The 23,241-nt window shown below is 48.9% G+C and carries 29 protein-coding genes and 1 tRNA gene; 14 read left to right on the top strand and 16 right to left on the bottom strand.

Translation table 11 applies throughout. The annotated features are described in order from the left end of the window. Positions 1–17 precede the first annotated feature (17 nt). A complete protein-coding gene (locus H8L47_RS06275) occupies positions 18–647 on the top strand; it encodes a hypothetical protein (protein ID WP_186952403.1) in 630 nt (209 codons plus the stop codon). Between the two features lie 6 nt (positions 648–653). On the opposite strand, the gene H8L47_RS06270 is transcribed toward H8L47_RS06275, so the two are convergent. Both H8L47_RS06270 and H8L47_RS06265 read right to left on the bottom strand, forming a co-directional pair. Beyond that, a complete protein-coding gene (locus tag H8L47_RS06270) occupies positions 654–1,013 on the bottom strand; it encodes a hypothetical protein (RefSeq protein WP_329605434.1) in 360 nt (119 codons plus the stop codon). An 18-nt stretch (positions 1,014–1,031) separates the two neighbouring features. After that, positions 1,032–1,685, bottom strand: a complete 654-nt coding sequence (locus H8L47_RS06265; protein ID WP_186952401.1) for a VTT domain-containing protein — start codon at positions 1,683–1,685, stop codon at positions 1,032–1,034. Between the two features lie 94 nt (positions 1,686–1,779). On the opposite strand from H8L47_RS06265, the gene mutL reads away from it, so the two are divergent. The 4 genes from mutL (at position 1,780) to H8L47_RS06245 (ending at position 6,127) form a co-directional block, all read left to right on the top strand. Beyond that, entirely contained in the window at positions 1,780–3,690 is a 1,911-nt protein-coding gene (gene mutL, locus H8L47_RS06260; protein ID WP_186952400.1) for a DNA mismatch repair endonuclease MutL, read from the top strand. 13 nt (positions 3,691–3,703) lie between these two features. Continuing rightward, the gene (locus tag H8L47_RS06255; protein ID WP_186952398.1) at positions 3,704–4,936 is read left to right on the top strand and encodes a multidrug effflux MFS transporter; all 1,233 of its coding nucleotides are present in this window, start codon (positions 3,704–3,706) and stop codon (positions 4,934–4,936) included. Then, positions 4,933–5,880, top strand: coding sequence for a tRNA (adenosine(37)-N6)-dimethylallyltransferase MiaA (miaA, locus tag H8L47_RS06250; RefSeq protein ID WP_408057687.1), 948 nt, complete (start codon positions 4,933–4,935; stop codon positions 5,878–5,880). Before H8L47_RS06255 ends, miaA begins: the two co-directional genes overlap by 4 nt. A gap of 170 nt (positions 5,881–6,050) precedes the next feature. Then, positions 6,051–6,127, top strand: a tRNA-Met gene (locus H8L47_RS06245). 225 nt (positions 6,128–6,352) lie between these two features. Here H8L47_RS06245 and H8L47_RS06240 read toward each other — a convergent pair. Both H8L47_RS06240 and H8L47_RS06235 read right to left on the bottom strand, forming a co-directional pair. Then, positions 6,353–7,072 carry a hypothetical protein gene (locus tag H8L47_RS06240; RefSeq protein WP_186952394.1) on the bottom strand — a complete coding sequence of 240 codons (720 nt, stop codon included), beginning with the start codon at positions 7,070–7,072 and terminating at the stop codon, positions 6,353–6,355. Positions 7,073–7,417: 345 nt separating this feature from the next. Then, a complete protein-coding gene (locus H8L47_RS06235; RefSeq protein ID WP_186952392.1) occupies positions 7,418–8,686 on the bottom strand; it encodes a HEPN domain-containing protein in 1,269 nt (422 codons plus the stop codon). Between the two features lie 435 nt (positions 8,687–9,121). Here H8L47_RS06235 and H8L47_RS06230 point away from each other — a divergent pair, with 435 nt between their 5' ends. Further along, on the top strand, positions 9,122–9,697 hold the full coding sequence (locus H8L47_RS06230; protein WP_186952390.1) for a hypothetical protein: 576 nt from the start codon (positions 9,122–9,124) through the stop codon (positions 9,695–9,697). A gap of 46 nt (positions 9,698–9,743) precedes the next feature. Next, entirely contained in the window at positions 9,744–10,109 is a 366-nt protein-coding gene (locus tag H8L47_RS06225) for a hypothetical protein (RefSeq protein ID WP_186952388.1), read from the top strand. A gap of 49 nt (positions 10,110–10,158) precedes the next feature. Here H8L47_RS06225 and H8L47_RS06220 read toward each other — a convergent pair whose 3' ends face one another. Continuing rightward, positions 10,159–10,413 carry a hypothetical protein gene (locus tag H8L47_RS06220; protein WP_186952386.1) on the bottom strand — a complete coding sequence of 85 codons (255 nt, stop codon included), beginning with the start codon at positions 10,411–10,413 and terminating at the stop codon, positions 10,159–10,161. Between the two features lie 179 nt (positions 10,414–10,592). Between H8L47_RS06220 and H8L47_RS06215 the strand changes: the two genes are divergently transcribed. Continuing rightward, the gene (locus H8L47_RS06215; protein ID WP_230413613.1) at positions 10,593–11,027 is read left to right on the top strand and encodes a DUF2177 family protein; all 435 of its coding nucleotides are present in this window, start codon (positions 10,593–10,595) and stop codon (positions 11,025–11,027) included. Between the two features lie 43 nt (positions 11,028–11,070). Here H8L47_RS06215 and H8L47_RS06210 read toward each other — a convergent pair whose 3' ends face one another. From H8L47_RS06210 to H8L47_RS06180, 7 genes are all read right to left on the bottom strand, one after another. Beyond that, positions 11,071–11,577, bottom strand: a complete 507-nt coding sequence (locus H8L47_RS06210; protein WP_186952384.1) for a TPM domain-containing protein — start codon at positions 11,575–11,577, stop codon at positions 11,071–11,073. Positions 11,578–11,579: 2 nt separating this feature from the next. Beyond that, positions 11,580–12,428 (bottom strand): TPM domain-containing protein, encoded by an 849-nt coding sequence (locus H8L47_RS06205; RefSeq protein WP_186952382.1) that lies wholly within the window; start codon positions 12,426–12,428, stop codon positions 11,580–11,582. Then, positions 12,425–13,054, bottom strand: coding sequence for a LemA family protein (locus H8L47_RS06200; RefSeq protein WP_186952380.1), 630 nt, complete (start codon positions 13,052–13,054; stop codon positions 12,425–12,427). The genes H8L47_RS06205 and H8L47_RS06200 overlap by 4 nt, the downstream gene beginning before the upstream one ends. A 260-nt stretch (positions 13,055–13,314) precedes the next feature. After that, positions 13,315–13,656 (bottom strand): copper-binding protein, encoded by a 342-nt coding sequence (locus tag H8L47_RS06195; protein WP_186952378.1) that lies wholly within the window; start codon positions 13,654–13,656, stop codon positions 13,315–13,317. 17 nt (positions 13,657–13,673) lie between these two features. After that, the gene (locus H8L47_RS06190; protein WP_186952376.1) at positions 13,674–14,189 is read right to left on the bottom strand and encodes a cupredoxin domain-containing protein; all 516 of its coding nucleotides are present in this window, start codon (positions 14,187–14,189) and stop codon (positions 13,674–13,676) included. Between the two features lie 103 nt (positions 14,190–14,292). Continuing rightward, on the bottom strand, positions 14,293–14,619 hold the full coding sequence (locus H8L47_RS06185; RefSeq protein ID WP_186952374.1) for a hypothetical protein: 327 nt from the start codon (positions 14,617–14,619) through the stop codon (positions 14,293–14,295). Positions 14,620–14,743: 124 nt separating this feature from the next. After that, positions 14,744–15,202: a PA2169 family four-helix-bundle protein gene (locus H8L47_RS06180; protein WP_186952372.1), complete on the bottom strand. Its 459-nt coding sequence runs from the start codon at positions 15,200–15,202 to the stop codon at positions 14,744–14,746. A gap of 455 nt (positions 15,203–15,657) precedes the next feature. On the opposite strand from H8L47_RS06180, the gene H8L47_RS06175 reads away from it, so the two are divergent. The 4 genes from H8L47_RS06175 (at position 15,658) to H8L47_RS06160 (ending at position 17,650) form a co-directional block, all read left to right on the top strand. After that, the gene (locus tag H8L47_RS06175; RefSeq protein ID WP_186952370.1) at positions 15,658–15,900 is read left to right on the top strand and encodes a hypothetical protein; all 243 of its coding nucleotides are present in this window, start codon (positions 15,658–15,660) and stop codon (positions 15,898–15,900) included. Between the two features lie 44 nt (positions 15,901–15,944). Beyond that, on the top strand, positions 15,945–16,148 hold the full coding sequence (locus H8L47_RS06170) for a hypothetical protein (protein ID WP_186952368.1): 204 nt from the start codon (positions 15,945–15,947) through the stop codon (positions 16,146–16,148). A 69-nt stretch (positions 16,149–16,217) separates the two neighbouring features. Then, on the top strand, positions 16,218–16,634 hold the full coding sequence (locus tag H8L47_RS06165) for a hypothetical protein (RefSeq protein WP_186952366.1): 417 nt from the start codon (positions 16,218–16,220) through the stop codon (positions 16,632–16,634). Between the two features lie 383 nt (positions 16,635–17,017). Further along, positions 17,018–17,650, top strand: a complete 633-nt coding sequence (locus H8L47_RS06160; protein ID WP_186952364.1) for a response regulator — start codon at positions 17,018–17,020, stop codon at positions 17,648–17,650. A 54-nt stretch (positions 17,651–17,704) separates the two neighbouring features. Here H8L47_RS06160 and H8L47_RS06155 read toward each other — a convergent pair whose 3' ends face one another. Beyond that, positions 17,705–18,085, bottom strand: coding sequence for a response regulator (locus H8L47_RS06155; RefSeq protein ID WP_186952362.1), 381 nt, complete (start codon positions 18,083–18,085; stop codon positions 17,705–17,707). A 351-nt stretch (positions 18,086–18,436) separates the two neighbouring features. Here H8L47_RS06155 and H8L47_RS06150 point away from each other — a divergent pair, with 351 nt between their 5' ends. Then, positions 18,437–19,801, top strand: a complete 1,365-nt coding sequence (locus tag H8L47_RS06150) for a sensor histidine kinase (protein ID WP_186952360.1) — start codon at positions 18,437–18,439, stop codon at positions 19,799–19,801. A 34-nt stretch (positions 19,802–19,835) separates the two neighbouring features. Here H8L47_RS06150 and H8L47_RS06145 read toward each other — a convergent pair whose 3' ends face one another. Further along, a complete protein-coding gene (locus H8L47_RS06145) occupies positions 19,836–20,549 on the bottom strand; it encodes a Crp/Fnr family transcriptional regulator (protein ID WP_230413653.1) in 714 nt (237 codons plus the stop codon). A gap of 442 nt (positions 20,550–20,991) precedes the next feature. Between H8L47_RS06145 and H8L47_RS06140 the strand changes: the two genes are divergently transcribed. Further along, positions 20,992–21,456: a glycine zipper 2TM domain-containing protein gene (locus H8L47_RS06140; protein WP_186952356.1), complete on the top strand. Its 465-nt coding sequence runs from the start codon at positions 20,992–20,994 to the stop codon at positions 21,454–21,456. Between the two features lie 75 nt (positions 21,457–21,531). Here the strand turns inward: H8L47_RS06140 and H8L47_RS06135 are convergent, their stop codons facing one another. Both H8L47_RS06135 and H8L47_RS06130 read right to left on the bottom strand, forming a co-directional pair. Further along, positions 21,532–22,746 carry an AI-2E family transporter gene (locus H8L47_RS06135; RefSeq protein ID WP_186952355.1) on the bottom strand — a complete coding sequence of 405 codons (1,215 nt, stop codon included), beginning with the start codon at positions 22,744–22,746 and terminating at the stop codon, positions 21,532–21,534. Positions 22,747–22,913: 167 nt separating this feature from the next. Continuing rightward, a complete protein-coding gene (locus tag H8L47_RS06130; RefSeq protein ID WP_186952354.1) occupies positions 22,914–23,090 on the bottom strand; it encodes a CsbD family protein in 177 nt (58 codons plus the stop codon). Between the last annotated feature and the right edge of the window lie 151 nt (positions 23,091–23,241).

The following is a 23,241-nucleotide window of genomic DNA, read 5'->3' as shown; positions in this document are numbered from 1 at the left end:
AGGGCAGGACAGCATATATGGCAATTAAAAGCATTTTAAATGTAACAGCGCTGGCAGGCGTCAAACTAAGCAGCCGGATTATCGCTTACACCGCTTTTGGTATCGTTTTTAACATTATCCTGTTTTTTGTTTGTGCCAGCATGGCATCCCGTCAACATGGTGGCACAGTCTTGATACTGGTCAGCCTGCTCGCGCCCATCGCTTATTTTTTCATAGGCCAAAAACAGGGGGCCGCTGCTGCCGTGCATTTCATCGTTGAAAAACATGGTGAAGACTTGTCCCGTTTTGTCATAGGCAAACTGCTGGATGCCTACCCCAATATCCTGGACAGCGCGCAAGCCAAAAGTGCCATCATCCAGGAAAAGCTGAACACCCTGATTGCCAGCCTCAGCGAACAATCCAGGATCAATAAAGCCATCTTCAGCAGCTTGATGAGCAAGTTTGACTTTGTTAGCGTCGCAGCGCGTGTGATTGAAACCAATGCAACAGTCGCAAAAGGCAGCCGCGAAGAAGCCGTCGATGGCATTTCGACAGCCATTCACAACGAATTTGATGTTGATGATTTGAAGCCGGATCTGCAAACCCCGGCCATACTGGTGGGTGGGAATATAGCTCTGAGCGTGATCAGTGCACTGCTCTTGCCTTGAAAGCTGTCACTCACCGCTATTCGTAGTAGAAATAGCAGCAGCGGCACTGGCATCAGAATCACAAGCCGTGCCCGCTGCAATCCAGCGCCTTACCCTTTTTGCAAACCAGCTTTGCCAGCCACGTGGCAACCAGCGTACATAACTGGCAGCCTGCAGCAACATGCCACAGCGATATTGCTGCACGTCGGCATGCCACTCCAGCGCCCGGCAACTCCCCTTGAACTGCCACAAAAACACCCTTGCCACCGGGCAGGGTTCGGCAGCACAGCAAACTCCACAACCATTACACGCCTGCCCCAACGCAGGCTTGCCTGGGGCACTGGCATGCAGCCAGATGATATGGGATGAAGTGGACTTTGCTTTCACAATACCCGCGTGTTTGAATCAGGATGCCTTGTTGGGCCTCTTGAACAATTTCCATAATCCGCCCAGTACCACAGGCACTACCGCAGCACCAACACCGATCAGAACGATGGTATTCAAATGATCGCGGACGACAGGGATATTACCAAAATAATAACCGCCGAGGACCACACTGAATACCCACAATAAGGCACCCAGGACGTTATACAACTGGAAGGTTCTGTGTGTCATTTCAGAAAACCCGGCAACGAAGGGAGCAAAAGTACGCACCAGCGGGATAAAGCGCGCCAGCACCACCGTCTTGCCACCATGTTTTTCATAGAATTCATGGGTTTTCATCAGGGATCTGCGGTCTATCCACTGATAGTCTTTCGCCATCACCTTATGCCCTATCATACTGCCTATCCAGTAATTAATAGAATTGCCAGTGATTGAAGCGACGATCAATAAGGCAATCAGCAGCCAGACATTGATTGGCGAATCAGGAGCGGCACAAAGAGCGCCGGCAATGAATAGCAAAGAATCCCCAGGCAAGAAAGGGAAAATCACGAAAGCCGTTTCACAAAATACAATGGCGAACAAAATGACATAAACCAGCGTGCCATACTGCGTAACGAAGGTGCCCAGCATTTTATCGACATGCAAAATCATGCCGAAGAGTTGCATAAAATCCATTATTGTCCCAGGGTCTAGATGGTCTGTAGATAAAGCCGCCGCAATCATACACCAGTCAGCAATGTCTGCGACGCCTGACAGGTATAATCATGGCATGAATTCGAACCCTGCTACCCATCGCCCCATCCTGGCCCTGCCCGACAACCTGATTTCGCAGATCGCCGCAGGCGAAGTCGTCGAAAGACCCTCTGCCGTCGTCAAGGAAGTTTTGGAAAACGCCCTGGATGCCGGGGCCAGCAATGTCGTCATCCGTCTCGAAGAAGGCGGCGTCAAGCGCATTGCCATTACCGACAATGGCCGTGGTATCCCGCCCGACCAGTTAACGCTGGCCGTGGCCCGCCATGCCACCTCCAAGATTGCCAGCCTGGATGAACTGGAGCATGTCGCTACCCTGGGCTTTCGTGGCGAGGCCCTGGCCTCGATCGCCTCGGTATCGCTGCTGACGCTGACCACCCGCACTGCCGATGCACCGCATGCCTGGCAAATAGAAAACGGCAAGGTCTCGCCCGCATCCGGCGCACAAGGTACCACCGTGGATGTGCAAGACCTGTATTACAACACCCCAGCCAGGCGCAAGTTTTTAAAGTCCGAGCAGACAGAATTTGGTCATTGCGCCGAGATCGTGCGTCGTATTGCCCTGGCGAGGCCCGATGTTTCGTTCTCATTAAGCCACAATGGCAAGGCAGTTGATCACTGGAATGTCAGCGCCATCGACAAGCGCAGTGCGCAGATTCTGGGTGAAGCTTTCTCGAATGCCCGCCTGTCACTTGATGAAAGTGCTGGCCCCTTGCGGATACACGGCTTTGTCGGCTTGCCCACAGCATCCAAGGCCCGCGCTGATGCGCAATTCTTTTACGTCAATGGCCGCTTTGTGCGCGACAAGCTGCTGACCCATGCCGTGCGCGCTGCGTATCAGGACGTTTTGCACGGTGACCGTTATCCATCCTATGTACTGGGGCTGGACCTGGACCCGGCACTGGTCGACGTCAATGTGCACCCTTCCAAGATAGAAGTACGCTTTCGCGATAGCCGCTCCGTGCATCAGTTTGTCTTTCATGCGGTCAGCCGCGCCTTGGCGCAAACATCCGCCACTGCATTTGGCACAGTACCTGGCCCCATGTCTGCTGGCTCTGGCGTGGCAGCACCTGCGAGTGGAAGCATGCCTTGGATTTCCGGTGAGCAAACCACTTTTGCGGCGCAGTTTGCCAATCCATCCCCCTATGCTGGCGGCGGAAGTACTGGTGGCAGCGGCTACGGCAATGCCTATCAAAACCCTTACCGCCCACAGCCCAATGGCGGTGTCACCCAAAGCATGGAAAGCTATGGCGCTTTCTTCCGCCCCAATGTCAATGGTGGCGTCAATGAGGCTGGTGCCAGCTATGCCCCCGCCAACCCGGTTGCCAACAGCCTGCCTGATGACGACTACCCATTAGGCTTCGCCCTCGCCCAATTGCATGGCGTCTATGTGCTCGCACAAAACAGCAAGGGCCTGGTACTGGTGGACATGCATGCCGCCCATGAGCGCATACTCTACGAACAGTTAAAAAACGCCCTTGATGAAAACAGCATGCCAGTGCAACCCATGCTGATTCCCATCACCTTCTTTGCCGATGCAGTTGAAGTCGGCACGGTAGAAGAACATCAGGACACGCTCAAGGCGCTGGGCTTTGATATGGCCGCCATCTCGCCGACGACGCTGGCCGTGCGCGCCGTGCCCGCTCTCTTGAAGAATGCCGATGCCCAGTCACTTGCACGCGATGTCTTGCGTGAAGTGCGTGAATTTGGAGGCTCACGCGTGCTGATAGACAGGCGCAATGAATTGCTCGGTACGCTGGCTTGCCACACTGCCGTGCGCGCCAACCGCAGCCTGACCGTGCCAGAAATGAATGCCCTGCTGCGCCAGATGGAACATACAGAACGCTCAGACCAGTGCAACCATGGCCGCCCAACCTGGGTGCAACTGGGTTTGAATGACCTCGACAAGATGTTCTTGCGCGGTCAATAGCATGCAACCCCCCATGAACCAGTCAGCCCAGGCCATCACCCAGTTCTCGACAGCGCCGCTGTTCTTTTTGATTGCCGCATTTTTGATGCTGCAACCGCTGTCTACTGACCTCTACCTGGCATCCCTGCCCAGCCTGGCCACCGTGTTTGATGTGCCTGCCGCTACGGTACAATTGACGCTGACCATCTTCGTGGCTGGCTTTGGTGGCGCACAACTGGTGATAGGCCCCTTGTCTGACCGCTTTGGCCGTCGCCCCGTGGTAATAACAGGGTTAAGCCTGTACCTGCTGGCCAGCCTCTTGTGTGGCGCATCGCAAAGCATGGGCATGCTCATCATTGCACGCTTCTTGCAGGCACTGGGTTGCTGTTCTGCTGTCATCATTGCCCGTGCCATCGTGCGCGATGCCTATGACCCGCAAGACAGTGTCAAGGTCATTTCCAAGGCCAGTAGCTGGGTATCTGCCGCACCTTTGCTGGGACCTATCCTGGGTTCATTTTTGCAAGTCAATCTGGGCTGGCGGGCGGCGTTTTTTGTGCATGCCCTGCTGGCAGCCGCCTTGCTCATCATGGTTATCTTGCGTCTGCCAGAAACCAATCTCTATAAAGACGCCAAGGCCACCAACATCAGCGGCTTGCTCCGCAATTATCGCATCGTGCTGGGTGCGCCCGTGTTTTGGGTGTATGCCTTGCCGGGTGCCTTGTCGTATGGCTCCATCTTTGTCTTCATCTCTGGCGCATCGGTAGTGCTGATCAAGGTGCTGGCTTTGCCGACAGCCTGGTTTGGGTATTGTTTTGCCTTTGGCGTATCCGGCTACCTGAGTGGCACCGTGGTATGCCGCCGCTTGCATGCACGCTATGGCACCAGGATCACCCTGCGCATAGGCAGCAGCCTGTCACTGGCAGCGGGTGCCAGCTTCTTGACACTGACCATGGCAGGCATGCACCACTGGGCCATGATACCGCCCATCATGTTCATGACCATGGGTGCGCATGGCATCAACTTCCCTATTTCGCAATCCAATTCTGTCTCCCCGTTCCCACAACAGGCAGGCACTGCCGCTGGCCTCATGGGGGCGCTGTATATGCTGGTCGCCTTTATCGTCGGCAGCATCGTTGGCGCCACGCATAATGGCACGGTCTATCCACTCGCCATCATCGCCTGCTGCATGGGCAGCCTGATCTTTATCGCCGCTCGCGTGTTACCAGCATTGCTTGAAGCCGAACCTCCGGCAGAACAACCTGTATGAATATGTCAGTAAACAAAGTCATCGCCATCATGGGGCCTACCGCCTCAGGCAAAACCGCCGCCGCGCTGGAAATTGCACGCCACCACCCGGCAGAAATTATCTCCGTCGATTCTGCCCTTGTCTACCGCGACATGAACATAGGCACGGCCAAACCCAATGCAGAAGAACTGGCGGCAGTACCCCACCACCTGATCGACATCATCGACCCGGCAGAGTCCTACTCAGTAGCGCAATTTCGCAAAGACGCGCAAAGACTGGTCAGCGAAATACAAGCCAGGGGCAAGCTACCCCTGCTGGTAGGCGGCACCATGATGTATTTCAAAGCCCTGATGGATGGCCTTGACGACCTGCCCGGCGCAGACCCCGCCATACGCGCAGAACTTGATGCAGAAGCCGCCCGCATAGGCGTGCCCGGCCTGCACGCCAGACTGGCAACCCTGGACCCAGAGACCGCAGCAAGGCTCAAACCACAAGACAGCCAGCGCATACAACGCGCCCTGGAAATCATCGCCATCACCGGCCAGCCCATGTCCGCCCTGCTGGCCAAACAGGAACGCGCCGCCCCACCCTTTGACATGCACGCCATCTCGCTGGAACCATCAGACCGCAGCGTGCTGCACCAGCGCATCGCCCTGCGCTTTGACACCATGCTCCAGCAAGGCTTCATAGAGGAAGTCAAAGCGCTAAAACAAAGACCAGACCTGCACGCCAACCTGCCATCAATACGCTGCGTAGGCTACCGCCAGGCCTGGGATTACCTGGATGGAATCACCACCCTGGCCGAAATGCGCGAACTAGGCATCATCGCCACCCGCCAACTCGCCAAACGCCAGGTCACTTGGCTAAGATCCATGCAAAACCGCATCATCATCGACTGCCTGGCAGCAGATGCCCAGGCGCAAATCATGGACAGTGTCAGGCAGGCATTGGCAACATCAGAATGAACCGCAGTGCCAGGCTCACAGCTAAGCTCAGTGTGAACAATAAACAGCATAATTCTGGTCCAAAACCCGAAATGCTTTGCTTTTTAGGCAAAAGCAGCCGCTGTTTCTATCAAAATTTGGTTTTGCATATTGACAGCCAAAAGCCAAACTGACATAATCGCAGGCTTCTTGGTGATATAGCTCAGTTGGTTAGAGCACAGCACTCATAATGCTGGGGTCGGTGGTTCAAGTCCACCTATCACCACCAGAATTTTCTTGCAGAGCGATCTGCCAGATGCAAAGAACCCGCTTTCAGCCTTGTGCTTTAGCGGGTTTTTTGTTTATTCATTTACCAATTTCGGGTCTACTGACCCGCGAAGATATTCTATACATTTATCAAATGAGGGGATATGCATAAGCAAGCGGTCGCTAAAGCCATTGCTTTGAGAGACTTAGAGTCACTATCTCTTCCAACGCGAAGCTGTCTAAGGTTCTAGATTATGTTGGGCGAAGGATTTTGCGGGTATTTATCAAGCCAATCAGCCAACGAAGGCGCTCCTCTTTCAAACCACACTTTATAGCTTTGCCCGTAATATCCCAAAATCCCCATTTTCCCCAAGTCATTAGCAGCATCCAAACCAAACGCACGCAATGTCGCTCTTACCGCATCCACTTCCTGATTGAACATCTCTTCGGATGCAAGAGAGAATCGCATCGGCAGCTTTATTGGCGGAAGCGTATTCAACATTTCACGAACATCTTGAAGTAAATCAAAATGTTCTATTAGATCGACTCGCAATTCAGAGCCACACGATGCCAAAGCCAAATCAATTACCTTTGTTCCATGTGGAAGAGTTGGTCTTCGCTTTTCCAACAATTTAATATATTCTGCTTGGGGTGCCAATGCCGCTAACCAAGACCCCCAATTGGATTCTCTCCATCCCGCGCAAAAGAGCAAATCGTCAAGCATGTCGATATTTAGTTTACCGATTGCCCTTCTCAGGAGATAGAAACGCTCTAGCGGCTCACACATCACTTCAGGATACATTGGCAAAAACTTGCGGTATTCTCTCCCAGTTGCACGGGTACTTAGCAGTACCCCCTTCAGCCCGCCGTTACTCAGTTGAAGGTAATGCATGCTTACTTCCCTCATCAATTCATCAAGGCAGTCGGGCGGCCAATAATGAATCTCGAACATCGATTTTTGAGTCATTTCCCTCTATCATTCAGTGTGTTGTTACAAGCAAGTATTTCCACCCGATATTACCGCGCTGACTCACGTCATTCAAGCCTGAGTGCGCGGATTTGCAAGCAAACATCTGTTCCAGGTTAAATCAAAGAAGGCGAATATTTAGAGAAAATTTTCTATAGATGTGCCCAGACTGCAATCAAATATCTTAAACATACTTCGTTTTCTTACTCCGCTGGGCCTGTCTGAAAAAAATGGTTCACAATCTACAAAAATTATCAAGCAAAGCGGGAAATCAAACATTTTGATCTAGAAAATATGCGCATAACGCCGCTAGCTGCCAAATTACCCCTGCAAGTTTTTGACAACTCAAAGCATCGCTGATTTTTTTTTGCGCCACCAAACCTCAAGCGCTTTCAGCTCCATATAAAGTACCATTTCTAAATATGTTCTCCCCCAAAATTCTATTTCCTGATCGTCTCTAGAAATACTAGTTTTTACACCATGCACAAGTTTGGAACGAAGGCGATATACTTGCTTCATTCTATCTCTTGTTATTTTTCTATCGACGGGTGTTTTGCAAAGCAGGAAAGCACAACGATCTGCAAGACGCTCAGTGATTCCACCTTCTTCCGACTCCTCTCCAAGCGAAGCTTCAAGTGCAATACAGGTTTTAATATAACCAACGGCATTATCGTCATCCGCCGATGCATCGAACGCCCACTCAAAAGCACTTCGAAGAGAGGCTGAATTATCAGATATGGTCGAATCAGTGCTTATTAAAAGCTCAGTCGGCAAACTTAAAATTGCCTGTATCTCATTTTCTACGCTTGCTGATGCTGCAATATTTGCGTTAGCACTTGAATTAAGATCCTGTTTTGTTAATAGAGTTAGGTCACTTAAGTAACTCGACATACCCAAGCCTAACTTAATTCGTAACGTAGGATTAACTGTATCATCAACGTCATAAATTAAAGCCTCAAGAACATCTTGTGTTGGCTTGAAAAAATCAAATTGGACTTCCCCCGTTGGATATTTCATCTTGCGTCCAAAAATTTTCTTCGTAACCCCAATTTGAATTATTCTTTTTAAAATTGAGATTGCGCTTCTCATGGCTGATTGAATTCTAGAGTGGGATGCAAAACCGGAAACTTGAACTTTTAAGTAAGTTTCAAGTGGCACTTTGCCAAGAAGACTAGTAGCTAATTCTCTTTGATCTCTGGAGGCTAAAATAAGAGAGATATTTTCAAAAATAAAAATATCACTGCTTATTTCTATGTTTGGCAGAGGGAATAGTATTTCATAATTTCTCGGTAGAGTTGAGAGATATTTAACGACGTCAGAAGCAACTTCCAATATTTGTTCTTCTGACACAACCGAACTTAGTTTTGCATTTGTCTTAGTTAGAAAAACTTGCGGCATTTTAACAATAATTGACTGGATAATAATGCCATTAGCATCATAGTCATCAAGCCACTGGCTAAAATATTTCTTTACAGACGCCTTATATCCAGAAAAACTGTCCCCGAATAAATCTACTAATCCATCAATTACTTGAGCTGACTTCAGGATTGTTACAATTTGAGTCTCAAGAGCAGTTGCGGCCAGTTCATTGAATTTTGCATTTGCTTTGACCATTGATATCCCCATCCGAAATGTGACGTAATACAATTGAAATTCAATTTAGGTAATCTAAATCCCCTTAAAATTACTTTTTAGCAATTAATTCTCATCTCAACAAAGATATAGTAATCCATTGTTAAGTTCAAATTGAGTGTGGGAAAATACAATAACAAATACAGTTCTGAGTAGGGTCATCAAAAATCTCTTTCGTTATCGACCAATTATCCTGTCAAAAACTATTCTATATGGCGTCACAACATTGAAAAAATAGGTATTGAGAAAATGAGGCGATGCCGTTGAGTAAAAAAATGCTCAAGCGTTTTCCGATGTGGTTTTTAGGAATCGGTGCTTGCTGGTTTAAACGAAAAATATCTACACAAAAGCAAGCCTTCATATCATCGGTGCGCAATAATATGTCAATTTTTTTACTTTGCTTCAACGCAATAAATCATGACCACCAACCGCATTAATTATATAAACACTGCCCTGATTATTTTTTCTTGCTTCGTTGCGTTTGTCATTCCATTCGAACTATTTTTATTCTCTTACGCTGTGCTGGGGCCGTTGCATTACCTGACTGAAATAGGATGGCTGCATAAAAAAAATTATTTCACCAAGGGTAAATACGATTTTATTTTCTTGATTGGCTTGTGCTTTTTTTTGCTTTTCGTCCCGGCCTTTTTACATCTATCTAAAGACAGCACTTTTGCCGCAAACCTAGTTGCGCTTGCTGTTTTTTTGTCGATTATTTTTGTGCTGGTGGAAGACAGTCTTTATCGGATTGCGCTGGTGGTGCTGGCCTTGCTGGCTGTGGGCTTGGACAATAAATCTCCGGATTATTTAATCTGGATAGGTCTTTTTCTTCCCACCATTATTCACGTCTTTATTTTTACCCTGGCGTTTATGTTGTTTGGTGCCTTGAAAGAAAAAGTCGCTCTCGGGGTATTTGTCCATCGCGGTTTTGATCATCTGTGCGGCAAGTTTTTTTCTTATCAAGCCAGAGGGCTTGCAGTATGTAGTCAGTAATGATGTTCACAAAAGTTATTTTCAATTTGCCTCATTGAATTTTAACTTGATCAATATTTTTCATCTCGATACGCTGCAAAGGACTAGCGAGATTTTTACCAGCGATGCAGGTTTTGTGATCATGCGGTTTATTGCTTTTGCTTACACCTATCATTACCTGAACTGGTTTTCAAACACATCGGTCATCAAATGGCATAAGGTTCCGAGGAAGACTTTGGTTTTGACGATTACGATTTGGCTGTTGTCGATAGCGCTGTATGCATATGACTATAATCTGGGATTGCAGGTTTTATTCTTCCTGAGTCTTTTGCATGTGCTTTTGGAGTTCCCGCTCAATGTAATGTGTTTCACGGGGATAGGAAAGGCGCTTACCGGCAGTAAAGGCCAAGTCGCTGGAGTGAAGTCAGCATAAACAGAAAAACGCTTCTCAGATGGAACTGGAGCGTTTTTCAAGATTCATGTTAACTGGCATTTCCAAGCGTTTCTTTGAGTTCAGACAATAATTCTTCGAAGTCTGATTCTGTTACTGTTTGCAACTGTTCAGGCGACAGCCACATGCTGGTCGCATCGAGATGGGCGATTAATGCTTCAGACTCTCCTTCAAGCAATTTTCTCTCAGACCAGGGCATGTAAGCAGGTATCTCAAGCAGTGCATAATCACGCTCACCTTTCTGCACATCAATCGCAGTCGCTGCAATTCCCTCATTTGTTTTCATTAATTTTCTCGCCAGGTAGAAGACTGAGCAATTAAACTGGGGCCACGCATGTCAATGATCATACGGATTATTTGAGATATCTGCTACTCTGATCTTGCGCACTGTCTTGCAATGGAGAGTCTTTCCATTCGTCAATCTGCAAATGGGTATTCCCTCACTACTTGAAATGGATTTTTGCCATGTATATGCTATCCACAGTGACATCGCCAACAGGCAAGCAATTGCTGATTGCTTATGGTGCTGCGCTAGTCGCCATGCTTGGGCTGGATGCTATATGGCTGGGGCTGTTGATGGGGTCGACTTACCAGGCTTATCTGGGTGACTTGATGCTGCCGCAACCCAGGTTAATACCGGCAGCACTTTTTTATCTGTTGTATTCATCTGGATTGCTGGTATTGGGTATCCTGCCTGCCCTGCGTGCGCAAAGCTGGCGTCAGGCAGCGTGCTTGTGTGGCTTGCTGGGTCTGGTGGCATATGGGACATATGACCTCAGCAATCTGGCGACACTGAAAGCCTGGCCGCCGATGCTGGCGGCTATCGATATTTGCTGGGGTGCGGCGCTGTCTGCTTGTGCAGGTACGCTGGGATATTTTGCGGGCAGTCGTTCTGCTTGAGCCAGGGTGCTACTTGTCTCGCATCTGGCGGCTCCCTGGATTTTTAAAGTATCACTGGTTTATCCGGCAATTCATTTTTATTTTCGCCGTTTGCTGGATAATGCGTACTCAAATGCTGGCCAACGGCCTGTATGCCTTTGACGGCTCCGTCTTCGTAGTGGGCTTGTTTGAAGGCGGCTTCCATGACGTGGCAGATCTGGCGCCAGGTGTCTGTGGGGGTTTGGCGGTCTATGCCACGGTCGGCAACAATTTCTACATCACGGTCTGCCAGCAGCACGTAGATCAACACGCCGTTATTGTGCTCGGTGTCCCACACCCCTAGTTGCGCAAAGACTTCTATTGCGCGCGCCCTGGCGGTCTGGCCTGCAAACAAGGCGGCACTATCGAGTGCACATTCGATGACGAAGCGAATTTGTCCCTGGTGCGCCGCTTCGCTTTCTTTGATGGCGGATTCTATGGCATGCAAGCTCAAGGGCGGAAAGGCTTTTCTTAGGCTGGATGTGCCAGTCAACAGATGTTTTGCGATACGCTGGAAATTGAGTTTTTTCATATTTACCACCGTCCCGATGCACCGCCACCGCCAAAACCACCGCCGCCACCACTAAAACCGCCGCCGCTGCTACCGCGACCTGAACCGCCATAATATCCGCCGATTCCGCGCCTGCCCATCACACCACTAAACAGGCTGAATATCATGGCAGCCAGAGCAGCCAGCACTGCCAAGGAAATAGCACCGGCCACAAACCAGGCAATTACGCCAACCACACCACCTGTGATGACAGCCCCCAGAAATCTGCCGAATATGGCGCGCAAGACGCCACCGACTACCAGCGCCGCGATCAACAGGAAGGGTAGATATTGCTCAAAGCCGCCAACGCCTGTGGCGCTGCCGGATTTTTTTGCTGGCAAGGGTTCGCCATCAATGACGCGCATGATCTGGTCTGTGCCTGCTTTGATGCCTGCATAGTAGTCACCCTGCTTGAAGTAGGGCGTCATGGTCTCGGCAATGATGCGTTTGGCGGTTGCGTCATTGAGTGCACCTTCGAGGCCATAGCCAACTTCTATGCGCATGGCGCGGTCATTTTTGGCAACCAGCAGGATGACACCGTCATCCACCTTCTTGCGCCCCAGTTTCCATTGTTCTGCCACGCGCAGGGCGTACTGTTCTATGCTTTCTGGTGCTGTGCTTGGCACAATCAACACGGCGACCTGGCTGCCTTTGGTATTTTCAAAGCTTTGCAGGCTTTGTTCCAGCATGGCTTTTTGCTCGCTGCTGAGGGTGGCAGTCTGGTCAGTGACGCGCGTTTGCAGGGGTGGCACGGCAAGCTGTGCGTGAGCGCCAAAAGTCAACAGCAGCATGCATATGAAGAATGCTGCCGCTGTTTTGTGCAGGATGTTCATTTTGCGCTGCCAGCACTATCAGGCTTATTAAGCGCTGGTGCGGCAAAATCCACTTTGGGCGGCTTGGCGATTTCTTTTTCGTTTTCTACCGCAAAATTGGGCTTGACCTGGTAACCAAACATCATGGCTGTGAGGTTGGACGGGAAGGAGCGTACCAGCACATTGTATTCTTGCACAGCCTTGATATAGCGATTGCGTGCGACGGCGATGCGGTTTTCTGTGCCTTCAAGCTGGGCTTGCAGATCACGGAAATTGGCGTCAGATTTGAGCTGCGGGTAATTTTCAGTAACGACCAGTAACCTGGACAAGGCACCGGATAATTCGCCCTGGGCGGACTGGAATTTTGCAAAGGCCTCTGGATTGGCCAGCAGCTCAGGCGTGGCCTGCATGCTGCCAACTTTGGCACGGGCATTGGTGACGCCCAGCAATACATCTTTTTCCTGTGCGGCAAAGCCTTTCACGGTATTCACCAGGTTAGGCACAAGATCAGCACGGCGCTGGTACTGGTTTAATACTTCAGACCAGCTGGACTTGATTTGCTCGTCACCACTCTGGAAGCCATTGTAGCCACAACCAGAAAGCAACAATACCAAACTCATCGACAATAATAGCCATACTTTGCGCATTTGTATTCTCCGTTTGTCATCCTGCGTTGATCAATACTTTGAACATTTGTTATTTGCCGATGTTCATCATAACTGATTTTTAGTTCTATAACATCATGTCATGCCTGCAAGAAAACCTCTGCTCGTTAGCGAACAGTCTGGGGCAAATCCTCCCATCCAGATCGATCAGTGTCAAAGTCAGACAAGGTATTGGCCAGTCTATGGTAAGTCCGGATGCTCAAACCAGATAGGCATGGTCTGAGCAGCCGGGATTCTGCTTATTATTGGACGGCTTGAATGTCGGTCACATAGATTGCTCCATTGACTTTTTCTGCCCTGAACCTGACTTTATCGCCAACGGCAAGTTTAGCTAACATGGCTGTATCCTTGACTCTGAACACCATGCTCATGGCCGGCATGTCGAGGTTTTTAATAGGGCCATGCTTGAGTGTGATCTTGTTGGCGCTCTGGTCTATTTTGATGACTTCAGCTTCAGAAGCGTCATGGCTGGCGCTGGCAGGTACCTTGCTCTCTGGGCTGGCCGGGCTGGTTTCTTGTGCATGGGCCATTTGCAAGCCCATGCCCAGGAAGATTGTCATTGCCAATGTCTTGATAAGTTTCATATTTAGTCCTGGTAGCGTTAATGTTGATGTGGCTGCGCTTTGCTTGTGCTGGGTGCTTTGGATGTGTGGACCTGCACTTTGCCTTTCATTCCTGCCTCGTAGTGCCCTGCTTGCAGGCAGGCAAAATCTATCTGGCCCGCCTTGCTGAATTGCCATAGCACTTCACCACTCTGCCCGGCTGCCAGGCTGATCATATTGGGGTCGCTGTGTTCCATTTCTGGATGTTTTTTCATCAGTTCATAGTGCTGGCCAAGTTCTTGTTCTGTGCCAAGAACAAACTCATGCTTGAGTTTGCCGGAATTGCTGATGAGAAAACGTATGGTTTCACCTTGTTTGGCTTGCAGATTGGCAGGCGTAAAACGCATATTGTCATTCATGTCTATCTTGATGGTACGGCTCACTTGCGCAGCCTTGCCGGGCTTGCCTATCATCGTGTCGTGACCGTGGTCACCTGTGTGCGAGCCTGAAGCAATGGCGTCAGTCAGGCTTATCAGCGCCAGGCTGAGCAGCGTGGCGATATGTAGTGATTTCATGATTCTTGTCCTTGTCCCAAAATGGAAATGTCATGTCGCTGCCCAGGCTGGCGCAGCCTGTAGCAATGACGATCAAACCCTGAAAATATCAGGGTGAAGATAACTATTGAGGGGCGTGCAACCTGGGAGGTTTATCAGGGCAATCGCTGATGTGACCAGCGTAAGATGAAAAAATCAAATCAATTTTTTCTGAGGTGAGGAGCGGCAAAACCGGGGGCAAGACGGTGTTCAGGATCGCCGCAGCGATACAGCATTCTGCGCTGGTGGCATCGTGGGATTCATCTGGATGATGCTGATCTTCATGTTGCTGACTGGCAGCATGTTGCGAATGCCCGGTGGCACAACATATTCTGGACGCAGCTATGGCTGCCTGCATGGGGATAGCCAGCATCAGCACACATAATAAGAATAGTCGCAACAGCTTTTTCATATCAGGGATTATAGCTGTTTTATTCATGCCGATGGCTAATGCATGGCAAGCTCTGTGTTTGCACGTAGAGTTTGCCATGAGAGATTTTACTCGACCATCATTCACGCGTTACTTAGGCGCTCCTTCAGGCATGCGTCCTGACATGGTTGCGCAAGGTCTTGATGGTGTCGTGATTGCGTAACACACCTTGATACTGGCGATCAACTACCACGCGCACGTGGGCGGGCAAGTCTTTTTCCAGGGCTTTGCGATAGTCCTTTACAGCGACATCTTCACCGCGTTCGCATTCGTTGAGCACGGTTTCATCATCTTTGCCTACGATGGACATGCGGATATTGGTCCATGCGCGATGCAATGCACCTGAGACGCTGCTGCTGGTTTCTGGATCACCGCCCTGGTTGCGCACCAATTCTTGCAATTCACTGGCAGCAGCGGCGCATTCGCGCCCCCGTTCTGCAAGCATGGCTTTCAATTGAGGGTGACGTCCACTCGCATCTTCCGAGCAGACTTTGAATCCTTCTTCCCCATCTTTACTGGTTTCAATCAGATCGTTCAGCGTGGAAATAATTTCGTCGTTGTTCATGATGTTTCCTTTAATGATAGTGAATCTGTCCGGCATGGATACAGATCTTGATTGCCTGCTATCTCTAGAAGAGGTGCAAGGTGCGGACATCTTTTCCTGTCACCACGTTTACGTCAAGACAGGCTTTTTGTCGAAGAGGCATGCCTCTTCGACATGGGTGCATACTAAAGTTATTGCCTATTTGGAAGTATCGGACGTGGGCTTGCCAGCATGTAGGAACTGGGGAGGGTGTTACCGCTGTCGTCAGTGCCTGGAGTGCGATTTGAATATGCAGGGCAATGTTTGCTGAACCTGATTTACTTCATCTATTCCTACAAAGGTGGGGGCCGGTGTCCTATATGGAGAGAAATGGGCCGATGCTAGTATGCATTGCAAGTCGATAGCAAATTCAGCTAGCTGCAGTAGCCAGACTTACCGCTCATCTCAGGATTCACCCATCTTCTGGAGAAATCGAAATGAATACATGTTTGCTCAAGAGTGGCGCACTTTTCATCTATGGCTTGCTGCGTGTTGGCTTGGGCCATTTGCTTGTCAGCTCTCAATTACGCGCCAGTGGCTACCAAATGATGACCAATGCCAGATGCCAGTTCGCTATTGGCGATGCGCAAAAGATCATCCGCCTATGCATCAAGCGCCAGCAAAGCAAACTCACTGCGCTCACTTCGCAAAGTTCTCAAAGCTCTATTCCCCGATCCTGATCCTGGATGACCTCAATCAATATCAATTCTTTCTGGAGAAATACATGATAGCTACCAAACACCTCTTCCTTGTTGCCGGTCTTGCCAGTTGGGCCTTGATGACTGCTTTCGGCAAGAAACTGTATCAAGAAAAAAATGCCACCAAAAAATTGCAAAAGACCGAGATGAGTACCTGGGAAGGCGAAGGTGGTAACCTGCCACCGAAAGTAAGCCGGCCAGCCACGGATAATACTGCAGCCCCCCAATAGTTCTTGAACAGTATGCTGATGCCCTGACACTGCCAGGCATCAGTCAGCCACTATGCAAAAGGAGTCATCATGCCAAATAATGCAAATAATTCTGCCACACGTGTCAATGCAACGGTGGCCGACAATATCAACCATCCTGCCATCCCCTTCCCTACCGGAGATAACCCTCCGCCATTGGCTAAACAAGTGCCTGCGCCGGTAGCTGAGCAAGTAGTTGAGCAGATCAAGGAAAAAACTGCAGAAACAGTTAAGCCGGTGGCTGAAAAACTGACTGTACTAACAGAGCAGGCAGCCAGCAAATTAAACGCCAGTGCCAGTCAGGCAGTGGCGAAGCTATGTGAGCATAGCGAAAAACTCTATGTATCGCAGGCGAAATTGCTGGATACCTGCCGCGTGCAAGTCAGAAAACAGCCCATGACCATACTGGGAGTGGCAATTGCCACTGTAGTGGCCTTGGGAGTCTTGTTCCATCGCCAGCCACGCTAGCAAACGCCTGTTCAGAATTGTGGCCTCATCGTTTCCGGGAAACAGTAAGAGCTAATTATCTTGCTGTTTCTTATCCCGGCAGAATATGTATTACGTGCGTGTATTGTCTGCGCCAAACTTTTTTCCACATTTTGTGTGAAAACCCGCGCTGCAAGGAGTAAGCCCGTAGGTTTATCACGCATGGTGCGACAAAGCCACCCCATATTTGGTCCAGGTGCTATGCTATAGGCAGATGCTGAGGACTTATCGCAACAATATCCTCTCGCATGGAAATCTCCATCGCATTCAAAACCTGATACAGTGAAATGCATTGTTGCCAGCGGTGAAGCCGTGTTGAAACACGTTGACGTAGTTTTGTGTATTCCAAAATTTGAAGGAAGAAAATGATACGTATCGCAGTCTGTGACGACCATCAAATTGTACGGGCCGGCTTCAGGCAAATATTTTCTGAAGTGAGCGATTTCGAAGTAGTGGCAGAGGCCACGACCGGGCGCGAAGCGCTGGACATCGCCAGAAGAGATGCATGTGATGTCATGTTGCTCGATATCAGCATGCCCGATCAGAGCGGTATCGACACCTTGCGTACAATCAAGCAGGGCCAGCCAAACTTGCCTATCCTGATTTTAAGTGGATACCCAGCGCAGCAATATGCCGTAAATCTCTTGAAAATGGGGGCTAACGGCTATCTTAACAAAGAGTGCGATGCCGAAGAGTTGATCAAGGCCATCCGTACTGTATCCACCGGGCGTCGCTATGTCAGTGCAGACGTGGGTGAAATCCTGGCCCAGGGCTTTGACCATAATGCAGAAACTGCCTTGCATACTGAGCTGTCTGACCGTGAATTTCAGGTATTTTTAAGATTGGCAAAGGGTGAATCGGTATCTGATATTGCCGTCACACTGTCACTGAGCGTAAAAACCGTCAGCACCTATCGTACCAGGGTCATGGAGAAAATGAATTTGCAATCCAATTGTGACCTGACTTATTACGCCATGAAGAATAATTTGCTGGAATAAGCATTATCCAGCTATGACCATTGCAGGCCGGAATCAATGAAATTTGATGGTACTTTAATGAGCCAGCGCCTGTATGTGATCAACCAGGCTGTCCATTTCACGGGATTTATCAAAAAAGCCTTCTGCTCCCAAAGACATGGTGCGGGTTTTTAAAGCATTGCTGGGGTTGCTGGTAAATACCAGGCGGGAGCCATAATGACGGCCATCACTTTTCAAGCCGGAAAGGACGGCCAGCCCGCTACCTTCCCGCAAACCGATGTCCACGATGGCGACATCCCATTCGATAGAGCGCAATTGATTCAAAGCCTCTTTTTCACTTTCTGCGAAACCGATGACCTCTACATTGTCCGTCTGCTGCAAAACCTCTATCAGCACTGAACGTATTCTTTGCGCATCTTCGATTAAGAATACTTTTAATTTTTTCTTGACGTCCATTTTTTTCCATACTCAGACGAACTGAAATTTGTCGGAATTACACCGATGGTCTAAGTCTTACCAAATTTTTATGCGCGTTAACTATGTTTTATTCTAAGGAGACTGAGCTTGATTGGCAATAAGCACAGGCGGAATCATTTGTAGGAAAAAACCTACTGCTTCATATTTCAGGGGCAAAAAAAATTTCCCCAGAATTTAAGACACATAATTTATCAATTCAGGTATTGTTTTTCACAGACGAAAAATAAAAATTTGTCGACCTGAAAAAAAATGACTGGAAACCTGTATGACTGACTTTGATTTTTTTCAACAAGCACATGATCATTTCAGACACTCTTCGAGGGAATTTTCATGAAAAAAAACACATCGACTTCCATACCGCTGTACATCACGTTTTTGTTTGTTACCTGCCTCGTGATCTTGACAGGCAATGCCTATAACGCTTACCAGAACCTGGAAAAACTCAAGACCAATAATGATTGGGTAGAACACACCTGGAGCGTCAAAGATAAACTCAAGGATATCAATCTGCTTATCATGGATTCAGAAAGCAGCTTGCGCGGCTATTTCATGTCGGGCAATGAGATTTACCTGCGCCCCTGGGATATCGCCAAGAGCAAGCTGGAAGATGATTTCAAGGAGCTTGAAAAACTATTGCGCAACAATCCTTCGCAGATCAAAAACCTGTCGGAGTTGCGCAAACTGTATGACAGCAAAGCCAGAGTTTTTGAACATGGCATCTCGAGTTATAGAGAATTTGGACTTACAGGCATCATAGAATTATCTAAAGTGGGTGAAGGCCGGGAAGTCATGGATGAAATCAGGCTGCTTGATATCATCATGGAAAAAGAAGAAAACGAAGCACTGGTAGCCAGACGTACCAATTTTTACAATGAATACAAGGACGCGCTGTTCTTTGGCACTGCCACCAATTCGATTGCCTTGCTGGTCCTGATCTTGTTCTACCGCCTGATCTATCGCAGCTTCCACAAGCAGCGCGGAATAGAGAATGCATTGAAGATCGCCAACGATAATCTGGAAAGCACGGTATTAAAGCGGACCGAACAATTATCCGTCTTGTCGCATCACCTGTTGAATGTCTCGGAAAACGAGAAAGCTAAACTTGCGCGCGAACTCCACGATGAAATGGGCTCCAATCTGACAGCCATCAGCATGGATATCTCTGTCGTCACTGAAAAGCTCAAGGACAAGGAGCCTGAACTGGCCAAACAATTGCAAAGAACCAAACGCGCCCTGCTGGATACCGTCGATTTGAAGCGTCGCATCATCGAGGATTTGCGACCCAGCATGCTGGACAATCTGGGCTTGTCTGCCTCCATACAACACTATTGCGAAGAAGCGACTGCAATCGCCGGATTGTCTTATGTGACCGATATTACAGAAGATTTCGACACCCTGGACCCTTCCTGGTCGATTGCCTTGTTTCGTATTACCCAGGAATCAGTCAACAATGTCATCAAGTATGCACAAGCCACCGAGGTCAAGATCAGTTTGAAACGTACTGACAAGGGCTTGTGGTTGCAAATTCTTGACAATGGCATAGGCATACAAAAGGATGCCATTACCAAGCCGAAAGCACATGGCATACTGGGCATGCGTGAACGCGCCCTGCTGCTGGGCGGCAGCTTTTCTGTCAAGCCTGGTGAAAAAAATCAGGGAACAGCCATAGAGGCTTTCATTCCCTTTCCGACATAAGAACTGTTTGCGTAATTATTGCCCGATTGAGACATCAGCAAGCAGTCAGCATACGTTCAAACTCTTGCCTTGAAACGCGATAGCACTCTCCGGCATGCATTTCCAGGCCCTCGCGATCGAGCATGGTGATGTTGCCGCGCTTGTACTGTATCAGGCCTTCCTGCTGTAATTTGCCAGCTGCTTCTGTCACTGTCTCACGGCGTACACCCAGCATGTTGGCAATCATTTCTTGGGTCACCTTTAGTTCATTACCGTGCAGTCTGTCCATTCGGTCGAGCAACCAGCGCGACAGCTGCTGATCGACAGAGTAGTGGCGCCCAGACACAGAGTTTTGGGCCATCTGGGCAAACAGTGCCTGGGTATAGCACATCAACAATTGCGGCAACTTCCCTCCCCTGGCGTTGGCTTCTTTCAACACCGAGGCCTTGAGTTTGTAAGCATCACCGGCAGATTGCACCATGGCTGTACCCATGGCACGTTCGCTCATCAGGGCAGAAATGCCGAGCAAGCCTTCATAGCCAGTGACTCCTATTTCGGTAACATCACCATCTGCCAGCACATACAGCAAAGCAACGATGGCGGTAGTTGGAAAATAGACATGCGACAGCTTGGCACCATATTCATAGAGTTCTTTACCAAAGGGCAAATGGACCAGTTCCAGATGTGGCAACAGAAAGGCCAGCTCATCATCAGGCAAGGCCGCCAGAATATCGTTTTGCATCGGCTCGTCAAGCAAGCCAAAATCCATGGGGAGTGATACAGTCGGCGTGTAGCTGACTGAATATCTGCGATGCAATGTCCCTGCGGTGGTCAGCGAAGGATATGCAGTCATAGAAATGTGGGGCTGCGTACTATTCATTTTTTCCCCTCTTATCAAAATTATTGAATGTCGTGCCGTGTTTGTGTTAACCATCAGATGATTCTTTATGTCGACATCGCGTATTTATTGGTGCGTTTCTTGATGTCCGTCAAACTGATTACACTGTAGTTTTTTACTCTTGAAACTGGCATCAGAGAGTCTGGCAGCCGCTTGTACGCTGAACACGCTGGGATATGTGGGATAGTTCCTACAGCCATCCTGTTCTGTTACAAATATCTTCGATCACATTGCAGATAAAGTACGCTATCGCACCGACAAAGATCTTCACTATGCATACGATTTACCACATCACCAACAGTGGAGTATCATCATGAACATCTATAAGAAATCTGCCATCGCTGTCAGTATTGCTGCCTCTGCCCTGCTCACAGGTTGCGGTACCAACTCGCCATCGATGACTACGGCTTATCCAGCCTCACAAGCGTCCTACAGCAGCTATGGCGTCATTGAATCCATACAGGTAGTACAGGTATCAAGTGAAAACCGGGGGCCTGGTGCCGGCGCTGTAGTCGGCGGTATCGTTGGCGGAATTTTGGGCAACCAGGTAGGTGGTGGCCTGGGTAATGCAGCAGCAACGGCTGTTGGCGTGGTTGGCGGTGCAATTGTCGGCAACAATCTCGAAAAGAATAATCGCAACCAACAGGTCCGCGAGGCATATCAAATCAGCGTGCGCCTGGACAATGGTGCATATCAATCCATCGTGCAGGATAATATCGTCGATCTGCGTGTCGGTAATCGTGTGTACGTGAAGGACAATTACGTGTATCGAAACTAAGATTTAGCACACGACACTGGTAAAAAAAATCATTCCCTGCTGGAATGATTTTTTATGCCGGATTGAAATCTACTTTTATTCGCTCAATAATTCTGCCACAGTTTGCATGCCATCTACATGCTCAGCAACGACCTTCACTATCACGATAATAGGCACACCCAGCAATAAACCCCATGCGCCCCACAACCACCCCCAAAACAAGAGTGAAATAAAGACGGCTGCAGCATTCATGCGGGTGATGCGCCCAGTCATCCAGGTAGTGACCACTGTACCAACCAGGGTGGCAATGGCAATTGAAACGCCCGCAACCAACAAGGCCATGGAGATGGTGCCAAACTGCACATAGGCAATCAAACAAGCGGCCAGAGCCATCAGTATGGAACCAAAATAAGGGATGACGTGCAGTAGACCGCTGGTCAACGCCCAGGCACCTGCGTTTTCCAGTCCGATGAGATGAAACGCAATCCAGGTCAGCAAGGCCAGCAATCCATTGGTGATTAACAGCATGAACATGTATTGCTGCACTGAAGTGTTGATCTTGCCCAGTATTTGCACAGTAATGCGCTTCTGCGTCAAGGAAGGACCCGTAATCTTGACCAGCTTGCGTTTGAATTTGTCACCAGAAAGCAGCAGAAAGAAAATCAGAAACAACATCATGACTGTCTGACTTAACAAATCCATGATGCCTAATGATCCTGCCAGCAGTAATTCGCGAAGTTTGAGTACCGGCGTTTCACTGACCACTGTTTTCTTCACAGTTGGCTGTACCCCAGTGGTTGCCTGGCTGGTTGCTTTTTCTATTTCTGTGGCAGCCGTTTGCATTCTTTGCATAAAACCGGCCTGGCCATATTGCAGCTTGCTCATTTCGCTGGAAAATTTACGCGTAGCCACTGGCAACTGGTCAAGAATGGCATTGAATTCTGTATGCAGGGAATTGATTTGCGTCGCGAAGATCGTCAATACACTGATCATCACCACCGTAGTAGCGACGACACGCGGCAGCCGCAGGCGTTGCAAGGCGTTGACCAGAGGGGCCAGGGTATAGGCAATGAAAATACCAAAGGTCAGTGGAATGAAAAACCGTTGCGCAGCGCGCAGGGCAAAAACAAAAGCGACGGTTGCAAGTATGGTCAAAGCCACGCCACGGACATTGACATGAACACCGGGAAATAATTGAGCTTGCGTTTCAGATGCGGCAACTGGCTTGGAATCAGGGGTGACAGTGCCGACATCTGCTTGATCGAGATCACCCTCATTTGCCGGAGGCGTTGTTGGTATAGGCAGATCCATCGCTTTGTCCACTGGTTGTATTTTGTTCAATAAGCTTGATCAGACAGTAATTTTGAACACCTGTCGGAATGCTTCACCTGTCTTTATGGATGGAGATATGAAGACAATGGCCAAACTAGACTTTTGCGTCATCATTCACAACGCAAAAGCCTGGAAGACCACTGGAATTAATTTTTGTCTTTGAGTGCTTCTTTGACATTACCCATGCTTTTTTGCATGCTGCCTTCTATCTGCTTGGCAACTCCTTTGACTTGCTGCTCCTTATTGCCGACCAGCTTGCCTGCTTCTTGCTGGACTTTACCTGCTACTTTTTTTGCTGCGCCTTTGACCTGGTCTGAATTCATCTTGAAACTCCTGTTTAAAAGTATAAATTTGCATAAAACCTATGTACTTCCATCAACTCAGAATACAGAGTTTCTTACTTCGCCTGATAAAAGTAGCACTAGATTAAATTGGTAAGGATATTTTTTCGGTGCGCTAGCGAACACACCCAGA

It is taken from the genome of Undibacterium umbellatum, assembly GCF_014284125.1.
Taxonomy (GTDB): Bacteria; Pseudomonadota; Gammaproteobacteria; order Burkholderiales; family Burkholderiaceae_D; genus Undibacterium; species Undibacterium umbellatum.
The sequence above is the reverse complement of the archived record's forward strand: the minus strand, read 5'-3'. Positions and strand labels throughout refer to the sequence as shown.

Excerpts from the sequence above, each read along its gene's own strand:
- H8L47_RS06275 (WP_186952403.1), top strand. The coding sequence starts at position 18 with ATGGCAATTAAAAGCATTTTAAATGTAACAGCGCTGGCAGGCGTCAAA.
- H8L47_RS06265 (WP_186952401.1), bottom strand. The coding sequence starts at position 1,685 with ATGGATTTTATGCAACTCTTCGGCATGATTTTGCATGTCGATAAAATG.
- mutL (WP_186952400.1), top strand. The coding sequence starts at position 1,780 with ATGAATTCGAACCCTGCTACCCATCGCCCCATCCTGGCCCTGCCCGAC.
- H8L47_RS06255 (WP_186952398.1), top strand. The coding sequence starts at position 3,704 with ATGAACCAGTCAGCCCAGGCCATCACCCAGTTCTCGACAGCGCCGCTG.
- miaA (WP_408057687.1), top strand. The coding sequence starts at position 4,933 with ATGAATATGTCAGTAAACAAAGTCATCGCCATCATGGGGCCTACCGCC.
- H8L47_RS06240 (WP_186952394.1), bottom strand. The coding sequence starts at position 7,072 with ATGACTCAAAAATCGATGTTCGAGATTCATTATTGGCCGCCCGACTGC.
- H8L47_RS06235 (WP_186952392.1), bottom strand. The coding sequence starts at position 8,686 with ATGGTCAAAGCAAATGCAAAATTCAATGAACTGGCCGCAACTGCTCTT.
- H8L47_RS06230 (WP_186952390.1), top strand. The coding sequence starts at position 9,122 with ATGACCACCAACCGCATTAATTATATAAACACTGCCCTGATTATTTTT.
- H8L47_RS06220 (WP_186952386.1), bottom strand. The coding sequence starts at position 10,413 with ATGAAAACAAATGAGGGAATTGCAGCGACTGCGATTGATGTGCAGAAA.
- H8L47_RS06215 (WP_230413613.1), top strand. The coding sequence starts at position 10,593 with ATGTATATGCTATCCACAGTGACATCGCCAACAGGCAAGCAATTGCTG.
- H8L47_RS06210 (WP_186952384.1), bottom strand. The coding sequence starts at position 11,577 with ATGAAAAAACTCAATTTCCAGCGTATCGCAAAACATCTGTTGACTGGC.
- H8L47_RS06205 (WP_186952382.1), bottom strand. The coding sequence starts at position 12,428 with ATGAACATCCTGCACAAAACAGCGGCAGCATTCTTCATATGCATGCTG.
- H8L47_RS06200 (WP_186952380.1), bottom strand. The coding sequence starts at position 13,054 with ATGCGCAAAGTATGGCTATTATTGTCGATGAGTTTGGTATTGTTGCTT.
- H8L47_RS06195 (WP_186952378.1), bottom strand. The coding sequence starts at position 13,656 with ATGAAACTTATCAAGACATTGGCAATGACAATCTTCCTGGGCATGGGC.
- H8L47_RS06190 (WP_186952376.1), bottom strand. The coding sequence starts at position 14,189 with ATGAAATCACTACATATCGCCACGCTGCTCAGCCTGGCGCTGATAAGC.
- H8L47_RS06185 (WP_186952374.1), bottom strand. The coding sequence starts at position 14,619 with ATGAAAAAGCTGTTGCGACTATTCTTATTATGTGTGCTGATGCTGGCT.
- H8L47_RS06180 (WP_186952372.1), bottom strand. The coding sequence starts at position 15,202 with ATGAACAACGACGAAATTATTTCCACGCTGAACGATCTGATTGAAACC.
- H8L47_RS06175 (WP_186952370.1), top strand. The coding sequence starts at position 15,658 with ATGAATACATGTTTGCTCAAGAGTGGCGCACTTTTCATCTATGGCTTG.
- H8L47_RS06170 (WP_186952368.1), top strand. The coding sequence starts at position 15,945 with ATGATAGCTACCAAACACCTCTTCCTTGTTGCCGGTCTTGCCAGTTGG.
- H8L47_RS06165 (WP_186952366.1), top strand. The coding sequence starts at position 16,218 with ATGCCAAATAATGCAAATAATTCTGCCACACGTGTCAATGCAACGGTG.
- H8L47_RS06160 (WP_186952364.1), top strand. The coding sequence starts at position 17,018 with ATGATACGTATCGCAGTCTGTGACGACCATCAAATTGTACGGGCCGGC.
- H8L47_RS06155 (WP_186952362.1), bottom strand. The coding sequence starts at position 18,085 with ATGGACGTCAAGAAAAAATTAAAAGTATTCTTAATCGAAGATGCGCAA.
- H8L47_RS06150 (WP_186952360.1), top strand. The coding sequence starts at position 18,437 with ATGAAAAAAAACACATCGACTTCCATACCGCTGTACATCACGTTTTTG.
- H8L47_RS06145 (WP_230413653.1), bottom strand. The coding sequence starts at position 20,549 with ATGGATTTTGGCTTGCTTGACGAGCCGATGCAAAACGATATTCTGGCG.
- H8L47_RS06140 (WP_186952356.1), top strand. The coding sequence starts at position 20,992 with ATGAACATCTATAAGAAATCTGCCATCGCTGTCAGTATTGCTGCCTCT.
- H8L47_RS06135 (WP_186952355.1), bottom strand. The coding sequence starts at position 22,746 with ATGGATCTGCCTATACCAACAACGCCTCCGGCAAATGAGGGTGATCTC.
- H8L47_RS06130 (WP_186952354.1), bottom strand. The coding sequence starts at position 23,090 with ATGAATTCAGACCAGGTCAAAGGCGCAGCAAAAAAAGTAGCAGGTAAA.